The 7,338-nt window shown below is 26.1% G+C and carries 7 protein-coding genes and 1 pseudogene; 5 read left to right on the forward strand and 3 right to left on the reverse strand.

Features of this window, described 5'->3' with window-relative positions:
• The 3 genes from EIC27_RS08290 to EIC27_RS05070 all read left to right on the forward strand — a co-directional run.
• The coding region (locus EIC27_RS08290) for a transposase domain-containing protein (RefSeq protein WP_205702304.1) at positions 1-230 on the forward strand (230 nt) is incomplete at its 5' end.
• Between the two features lie 55 nt (positions 231-285).
• Positions 286-423 carry a hypothetical protein gene (locus EIC27_RS07065; protein WP_154663850.1) on the forward strand — a complete coding sequence of 46 codons (138 nt, stop codon included), beginning with the start codon at positions 286-288 and terminating at the stop codon, positions 421-423.
• 143 nt (positions 424-566) lie between these two features.
• Positions 567-1,736, forward strand: a complete 1,170-nt coding sequence (locus EIC27_RS05070) for a hypothetical protein (protein WP_126045025.1) — start codon at positions 567-569, stop codon at positions 1,734-1,736.
• 12 nt (positions 1,737-1,748) lie between these two features.
• Here EIC27_RS05070 and metK read toward each other — a convergent pair.
• From metK to EIC27_RS05085, 3 genes and pseudogenes are all read right to left on the reverse strand, one after another.
• A pseudogene (gene metK / locus EIC27_RS05075) lies at positions 1,749-2,889 on the reverse strand (methionine adenosyltransferase).
• 11 nt (positions 2,890-2,900) lie between these two features.
• On the reverse strand, positions 2,901-3,701 hold the full coding sequence (locus EIC27_RS05080; RefSeq protein ID WP_205702344.1) for an RNA polymerase factor sigma-32: 801 nt from the start codon (positions 3,699-3,701) through the stop codon (positions 2,901-2,903).
• A 65-nt stretch (positions 3,702-3,766) separates the two neighbouring features.
• Positions 3,767-5,527 carry an aminopeptidase P family protein gene (locus EIC27_RS05085; protein WP_126045027.1) on the reverse strand — a complete coding sequence of 587 codons (1,761 nt, stop codon included), beginning with the start codon at positions 5,525-5,527 and terminating at the stop codon, positions 3,767-3,769.
• A gap of 314 nt (positions 5,528-5,841) precedes the next feature.
• Here EIC27_RS05085 and EIC27_RS05090 point away from each other — a divergent pair, with 314 nt between their 5' ends.
• Together EIC27_RS05090 and terL are read left to right on the forward strand one after the other, a co-directional pair.
• Positions 5,842-6,096 (forward strand): hypothetical protein, encoded by a 255-nt coding sequence (locus tag EIC27_RS05090; protein ID WP_126045028.1) that lies wholly within the window; start codon positions 5,842-5,844, stop codon positions 6,094-6,096.
• 110 nt (positions 6,097-6,206) lie between these two features.
• Complete coding sequence (terL, locus tag EIC27_RS05095; protein ID WP_126045029.1) at positions 6,207-6,998, forward strand: phage terminase large subunit; 792 nt, start codon at positions 6,207-6,209, stop codon at positions 6,996-6,998.
• Positions 6,999-7,338: the final 340 nt, after the last annotated feature.

A 7,338-nucleotide genomic window follows, 5' to 3' on the forward strand; every position in this document is an offset into this window, starting at 1 on the left:
GTATAAAACCATTTGCAGTTGGCAGAAAAAATTGGATGTTCTGTGCAACAACTAAGGGTGCTAAAGCTAGTGCAAATATTTATAGTATTATTGAAACTTGCAAAGTAAATAAGATTAATCCTTATGATTATTTAAAATATTTGCTGAATCATATTCATGATTATTCTGATCCAAAAGAGTTAGTAAATTTACTTCCATATAATATTGATAAAAAAATATCATCAAATTAAATTTTTTTTAGAATTATCAAAAAACTTAAGAAACCCAAAGAAAGGCGGATAATACTTGTCAAGATGTGGATATTTTAGCGTTTACTTTGATACTATATATAAAGAAGCAGGATCTGGATGCAATAATGTTTCTCCTTACGGGATTACAGATATAAAATTTAGCAAAATTTTGGATTTTCAAAACAGGAAGTAACACAATTAATAAATAAATTTCCAGATCAATATCCATTTGATGATAAATCAAAAATCTTAGAAAAAATAACTGATTGGTATGATGGATATCATATTCCTATTAGTACTGAAGAATATATGCACACATATACTCCTTGGGCTGTAATGAAATACTTAAATACTGCTTATTCTACCAAAGACCTTGAGCCTCGAAATTACTGGTCAAAAAGTGGAGCTAGTACAATTTTACAAAAATTATTTACAAAAGAAAAATGTTTAAATAGTCATATTAGTAATAAATTTCTAGAGCTTTCAACTAATAAAACTTTTAAACTGAAATTTGATAACCAAATTTCATTATTTAAATATAATTGGTATCATGATGTTGATAATGAGGAATTTTTTACTTATTTATTAGTAAACTCTGGATATTTTTCTGTTAAAAAATCTGATCAAGATTTTGAGTTTTCTATACCAAATGCAGAATTGTTAGAAGAATTTAAAGAAATACTGACTAGAGATGATAAACAGTGTGATGAAATTTTAGAAAATTTAAAAAAGTCTAATTACCTAAAAGCTGTAAATTTTATCAAATCAAATGATTATGATGGTTTTTCAAAGATTTTTGAAGAAGGAAAAATAAAATGCCATGATTACAGTATGAATTTCAATTTCTTGCAGTTGTCTATTATATATTCAAGTAATAATATATTTAATTATTTACTTAACTCTACATGTATAGAAGAACTATTTAATTTTAAAGATACTAAATATGGATTATTACCTTTAGATTATGCAATTATATTACAAAAGGATAGTTATTTAGAATCTTTTAAAAAAAATTACTCAGAAGAAGTTGATATGCACATTAATGAATATAATTCATTTACTTTAGCTTTATGTTATGTATCATCACAATTTGATAACTATCCACATTTTTCAAATGGTATAAAAGGAGCAACTTTATTTACATTAATTGGATTAATAGTAGATTGGACAGGATACATAAAGAACTATTGGGTTCAAAAGCTTATATATGTTCCAGGTATTATCTCTTTATTTGCTGGCAGAAGTAAGATTGATGACAATAATAATATTGAATACTGCAAAGAATATGACTATTATCAATCAATTAACGTAACTGCACCTGAAAAATTTGAAACACTTCAACAATATAGAAAGTATATACAAGATGATCAAGATAACAATACATATGCCTCTATAGGACCATGTACTGATAAAGAGTTAAATAGTTTAGATGTTAATGTTTTTAATAATTCCGTTTATAGTGAAGAAAAAATAGTATTTAATTTATGTGAAATTAGTGCAGCTTAAAAAGAATATAGCTTATAAGACTCTTAATTTTTCAACCATATCCAATTTCTCCCATGTAAAATTATCACCTTCTCTTCCAAAATGTCCATATGCAGCTGATTCAAAATAATTTATATTCTTTAAATTTAATGTATCTATAATACCTTTTGGAGATAAATCAAAATTTTCTTTTATAATTTTAATTATATGATCATCTAAATATCTACTTGTGCCAAAAGTATTAACATATATTGAAAGTGGTTTAGAAATTCCGATGCCATATGATAACTGTACTTCGCATCTACTGGCAATTTTTGCAGCTACAATATTCTTTGCAATATACCTAGCCATATAACTTGCAGATCTATCTACCTTACTAGGATCTTTGACAGAAAATGCACCACCACCATGCCTTGTATAACCACCATAAGCATCTACAATAACTTTTCTTCCGGTCAAACCACAATCTGCATAAGGCCCACCAATAATAAAACTACCACTAGGATTAATTATATAATTTGTCTTTTCATCCAAATATTTAGCCGGTACTGATTTTTTTATTACATCATTAATTATAATATCTCTTATTTCTTTTTGTGATATATTTTCCTTATGCTGAGTCGATATAAGCACACTATCTATTCTTAAAACTTTTCCATCATTATATTGAACTGTTACTTGACTCTTTGAATCAGGTCTTAGCCAATTAATTTCACCTGACTTACGCTTTTTTGCTAAATTTACTAATAATTTATTTGCATAAAATAGGTGCTGGCATATATGATTCTGTCTCGTCACACGCATACCCAAACATTATACCTTGATCACCTGCCCCTATACAATTATCTGATTTATCAAAAACACTATCATGTATTTCTTTTGATTGTTTTGATATTAAATTAATAATACTTAAATTATCAGCATTTAAACCCTTAGAAATATCATCATACCCAATATTTTTAATTACTTCATAGACAATTTTTTCTAAATCTACCCATAAATCAGTCTTAATTTCGCCAGAAACAATTATTAGTGAGTTTTTTATCATTGTTTCACAAGCTACAGCACAATTCTTATCTTTTGATAATATTGAGTCTAAAACAGCATCAGAAATTTGATCTGCTATCTTATCAGGATGCCCCTCAGAAACTGATTCTGAAGTAAAAAAAGTCATATGATTTTAAATTAATTTTGTATTGTAAAATTTTTAATTTTTTTCAAAGCAGATTCTTCTATTTGTCTAACACGCTCTGATGAAACATTATATTTCTTGCTTAAAATTTCTAATGTAACTGGAGTTTCAGATAACTTTCTTTGTTTTATAATATCTTGTTCTCTATCATTTAATGAACTTATCGCTTGATTTAAAATTTTTACTCTATTGTCTTTAATTTGCTTATTAGCAAAACTTTCTTCGTGAGATTCAGAAAAATCAGATATAGTATCTATAAATTCAGCACCCTCATCATTATCTAATCTCTCATTTAATGATACAGTTTGATAACTATTTTTAATTATGTTATCTATTTCATTATCATTTTCCCCTTTTATTTTTTCTTTAAGCTTTGAAATATTTGAAAAAAGCTTTTTTTGAAGTATACCTGAACTCACTTTCACCATAGACCATGATTTAATTATATATTCCTGTATACTAGCTTTTATCCACCAAATGGCATATGTAGAAAGTCTATTGCCTTTTTCTGGTTTAAATTTCCTTACTGCCTTCATTAATCCTATATTACCTTCAGAAATCATATCCATTAAAGGTAATCCATAATTACGAAATTTAAGAGCCATTTTTATAACTAATCTCAAATGCGATGTCACTAATTTATGAGCAGCTTGCAAATTTTTATCTTTTATCCATAAATGGATCAATTCATTCTCTTCTTCTTGAGAAAGAATTGGAAATTTTTTCACTTGCTGCATATAAACTGCAACATTTGATTCAGATAATATAGATGGTAAAATAAAGTTGCTACTCATAGCCATAAAAATTTTTATCTACTATTTATTTATATATTAACAAAAAAATATTATTCAAGAGTATATTAAGTTAATTTATTATAAAATTGCAAATATTTTTCTAAATAATTTTTATCATTTTGATCCAAAAAAGGAACTAAAGAATTATATACCTTTTTATGATAAAGTAAAAGCCATTTTTTTTCATTATCAGTTAATAATTTAATATCAATTAAGTTATATGCAATCGGTGCTAAAGTTAGAGTTTCAAATTGCAAAAATTCTTTATTATTTTTATTCTCTTTAACCACCACAATATTCTCAATTCTTATCCCATATTGATTTGGAATATAATAACCAGGTTCAATAGTAATAATCATATCTGAAAATATTTCTTGGTTATTATATTTACTGATACCTTGCGGACCTTCATGTACTGATAAATAATGTCCAACTCCATGACCTGTTCCATGTGGATAATCTAAACAATATTTCCATAAAAACTGCCTAGCTAGCACATCAATTTGAGAACCTGTAGTTTTTTTAGGAAAAATTAAAGTACTTAAGTTAATTACACCTTTTAATACTAAAGTATAATGTAATTTTTGCTCTTTACTGGGATTGCCAAAACAAAAAGTCCTAGTAACATCAGTTGTACCAAATTCATATTGACTCCCACAATCTAACAAAAATAAATTATCTTTATCAATCACTGCATCATCAGATACATATGGGTTATAATGAATAACTGCACTATTTTTACCAAATGAAGAAATAGTTTCAAAACTCCTACTCTTAAATAATTTATTGTCACTCTTAAATTTCAATAATTTTTTATCTACATCAATCTCAGAAATTTCTTCACCAAAATTAACTTTATTTTCAAGCCAATTAAATAATCTAGTAAGAGCAATTCCATCTTGAATTGTGGCATATTCAAAACCTGCAATCTCAATTTTATTCTTTATTGATTTTAGCAATATGCATGGATCTTTATCATTTACTAAATTTTGAGTATTAAAATTATTTAAAAACCATATAGGTGCCTGAGAATAATCAAATTTAATTGTTTTATTATCCCTATTGATTTCTGCAACTCTTTTTTTAATTTCTTTAAAAGGATATAGTTTTATATATTTATAATTACTTTTTATCTTTTCTAAATCAGAGAAAATTTCCACAACACCATTTTTATCTACTAAACAATAAGCCATAATCAATGGTGTACACTCTAAATCATACCCTCGTATATTTAAAAGCCAACATATACTTTGAGGAGACGTAATCAATAAATAATCCGTATTAAATTTCTCTAATACCTTATGTATTTTTTCTTTTTCAGTCTCAGATGTATACTTTGCATCTAAAATAAATGGGGCTTTAGTTTTAAACTTTATATCTCTCTTCCAAATTTCATCAACTAAATTTGTTTCTACAGATACTAGCTGTATATTATTTCTATATTTTAAGTAATTTTTGAAATAATACTCTATATTTTTTTTTGTAAAAATTAATGGATCATATCCAATAGAATACTCATCAACAATTTTGCTAAATATCTCATGATAAATGCTATCTATATTTTGCATATCATATATTACGAAATTATCACCAAGTTGGTTGTTTGCTTGTGTAATATATCTACCATCAGTAAAAAAATAATTTTTATCCAGTGTAATTAATACTAGACCATTTGAACCAGTAAAACCTGTTAGCCATTTTAATCTCTGAAGACACTCAGGACTATATTCATTTTGGAATTCATCAAAACTAGGTATTAAATAACCATCTAAATTATTTAATTTTAGCAAATTTTTAAGCAAATTTATTCTTTTATCATTATCCATATATCAGCACCTTCCAGAAATATTATTTTCAAATTACTTTATTATTATTAATTAGCTATTCTAAAATGCATTATAGTTTAAATTTAAAAATTCAAAACATATTAAATAAAATAGTTAAAAAAAACTTTAAATATTTTCTACAAAAATCTTTTTATACACTACATCCAAATACCCCATTTATAAATAATTGGCATATAGATTTGATATGCGAATATTTAAATGCACTGGAAAATAAGTAAATAAAAAGGCTTATAATCAATATTCCTCCTAGATATTTAAAATCATTTTGTATTAGTGTAGCTTGGACAGCTTGGTTGCTTGCCAAAAAATCTACAAGAAAAATTTTGGTTGCAAGTCACAGCATGCAACTCTCAAAAAAACTCTCTTTAGATTGCAAATCCATAATTAATTCTGAGTGGTATAGGAACATTTTTGATATAAACATTTCAAAAAAGCAAGATACTAAAGAGAAATTTTGTACAACAAGTCACGGCTCTAGAACTGCATGCTCAATTGGAAGTAATATAACAGGAGAAGGTGCTGATTATTTAATTGTGATGATCCGCTAACTCCTATTCAAGCACTTAGCACAAAAAAGCTGAATAAAGTTAATGATTGGTTCTCAAATACATTTTTAACTCGTTTAAATGACAAAAAAACTGGCATTGTAGTTATTATAATGCAACGCTTGCACAACAATGATTTATCTGGATATTTACTCAAAAATCAAAATTGGGAATATTTAAAAATACCTGTAATATCTCAAAATGATGAAAAAATACATTATCACAAATTTTCTTATTTTAGAAAAAAAGGAGAATTACTGTGTGATAAAAGAGAAGGAAAAAATGAAATTAATTTTCTAAAAAAAGAATTAGGGGAATATGCTTTTTCAGCTCAATATCAGCAAAATCCAACAAATATTAACAACGGATATATAAAAAGAAGCTGGATTCAAAGATATAGTAAAAAGCTAAATTTTAATTTTATTTATCAAAGTTGGGATACAGCAATAAAAACTGGAATCAATAATGATTATAGTATTTGTACATCTTGGGGAGTTACAAATAATGCTTATTACTTAATTGATGTTTTTAAAAGAAAATTAAATTATACAGATTTGAAAAATATTATTGTTGAGAAACATGCTGAGTTCAATCCTAACGGAGTGATTATAGAAGATAAAGCCAGTGGTCAGCAATTAATACAAGATCTAAAGCAAATATCACAAATACCTATTGTAAAATTTTTACCAAAAAATTCAAAGTTCATTAGATTTATATCAGTATTAAGTATTTTTGAATCTGAAAAAATCTATTTACCTAAAAATTCAACTTGGTTATCTGAATTTGAGGCTGAAATATTGTCATTTCCTGAATCAGAACACGATGACCAAACAGACTCTATGGTACAATTTTTAATGTGGCATAAAAATTATAGAAATTTAAAACCAAAAATTAGGAGATTATAATATTTCAAATACACCTAAATCTAGAATTGCATATAAGAATGGCATTGCAAAAGCCGAAAAAGCTATTGTATATATGCGTTTAATACAGTTTAAATTAAAGACATAGTCATTGCGAACGAACGATAGTGAAGTGTGGCAATCCAGGAAAATTATCAACAAATGTAAATGCAATGTAAGCGCTAAAATAAGGGCATCTAGGCAAGAATAAAAATAAGTGGTAGAACAAAAGCCTAAAAAAATAGAGGCTAATGATGCTATTAGAAAAAAAGAATAAGTAATGAAAAATGGAAAGAGCTAGTAGAAGAATATAAAAAAAGTAATGTAAGTAAATATGAATTTT

This window comes from Candidatus Aquarickettsia rohweri (genome assembly GCF_003953955.1).
In the GTDB taxonomy this organism is placed as follows: Bacteria; Pseudomonadota; Alphaproteobacteria; order Rickettsiales; family Midichloriaceae; genus Aquirickettsia; species Aquirickettsia rohweri.

Coding starts and splice junctions, on each gene's coding strand:
- EIC27_RS05070 (WP_126045025.1), top strand. CDS start 567: ATGAAATACTTAAATACTGCTTATTCTACCAAAGACCTTGAGCCTCGA.
- terL (WP_126045029.1), top strand. CDS start 6,207: ATGCAACGCTTGCACAACAATGATTTATCTGGATATTTACTCAAAAAT.
- EIC27_RS05085 (WP_126045027.1), bottom strand. CDS start 5,527: ATGGATAATGATAAAAGAATAAATTTGCTTAAAAATTTGCTAAAATTA.
- EIC27_RS05080 (WP_205702344.1), bottom strand. CDS start 3,701: ATGAGTAGCAACTTTATTTTACCATCTATATTATCTGAATCAAATGTT.